Source organism: Methylobacterium sp. J-026 (assembly GCF_022829585.1).
Lineage (GTDB): Bacteria > Pseudomonadota > Alphaproteobacteria > Rhizobiales > Beijerinckiaceae > Methylobacterium.
Genome location: NZ_JAKSYC010000332.1, coordinates 1 through 1,102, shown reverse-complemented (window position 1 = coordinate 1,102; position 1,102 = coordinate 1). Strand labels below are relative to the sequence as shown.

Annotated in this window: 1 protein-coding gene and 1 tRNA gene; both read left to right on the top strand. The window is 66.4% G+C overall.

Annotation, left to right across the window (positions count from 1 at the left end):
• Positions 1-97: 97 nt before the first annotated feature.
• A tRNA-Ile gene (locus tag MKK69_RS28900) sits at positions 98-173 on the top strand.
• A 589-nt stretch (positions 174-762) separates the two neighbouring features.
• Entirely contained in the window at positions 763-906 is a 144-nt protein-coding gene (locus MKK69_RS28895) for a hypothetical protein (RefSeq protein ID WP_243973610.1), read from the top strand.
• The last annotated feature ends 196 nt before the right edge of the window (positions 907-1,102 follow it).

Sequence of the window (1,102 nt, the reverse complement as noted above, 5' to 3'; positions counted from 1 at the left end):
ATCCGGTCCGGAACGGGAAAGCGGGGACCCGCGGGTCCGCCGGGGTGACGCGACGGTGTCCTTCGGGTATCGCTTCCCCGGAGGCTTCGCCTCCGCCGGGCCCGTAGCTCAATGGTTAGAGCCGGCCGCTCATAACGGTCTGGTTGCAGGTTCGAGTCCTGCCGGGCCCACCATCGAACCCGGACATGCCCCGCGACCCGCCTCCTCGGCGTTCGCGGTCCGGCGATCGCGCATGCGCCGCCGCGTGGGCGTGCCCTTCGTGACCATCCACGGCGAAGCAATGTATTACAGCACAAACAAGCATGCCATCAATATACATGCTTCGCATACGATCCAGATACCGAAGATAGTGACCAGTTCCCAATCCGTCTTCTCATTGAGCTTGGTTGGAGCGTACATGCTCGGCCTCCTTACGGCGCGCGATGCACCGCAATCGGTCCCCGACGATCTGATGAGATACTGACGATCAGAATATTGGAGCACAGGAATCACCACCGTGCAACCGCCGGAACGCGCGAATTCTACCGCGGAAGCAATATAACAACGCTCGATCCGCATTTCGGACGAAAATCCGTCCGACCGAAACCCCGGAACAGCCCGTATCGATTGGCCGAGATGCGTTTCCCGGGCGCGGCCGCATCCGGCGGACACAGCTCGGCGGCGGAGCCGCGGGCTGCCTGCCCTCCGGCGAATGGTCGTCCAAGCGTCATCGGGCCGGCATAGGGTCGCCCCTCCGCTCATCCGAGCCGATGCGATGGTCCGATGGATTGGTTTGACCTGCCCGAAGACGCCCAGCTGACGTCGGAGACCGGCGCGAGCCGGATGCGTATGTACATCCTCGTCGGGCTGATCGGCCTCGGGGCGTTCGGCGTGGTCGGCACCCTGCTGCACCTCCTCCCGGCCTGACGGCGCCGGTTCCGGGGGACCGGCACCGGATCCGGGCCCCGGCCGCCGGTCACGCGGCCTGGATGTCGCGGAGGAAGCCGTCGACCTCCTGCTTGACGGCCAGCGACTGCTTGGCCAGCTCGGCCGCCGCGTTCAGGACCTGCGTGGCGGCGCTGCCGGTCTCGCCCGACGCCGTCAGGACCCGGGCGACGTTGGC

Bases quoted from the DNA above. Each gene is read 5' to 3' on its own strand.
- MKK69_RS28895 (WP_243973610.1), top strand. From the start codon at position 763: ATGGATTGGTTTGACCTGCCCGAAGACGCCCAGCTGACGTCGGAGACC.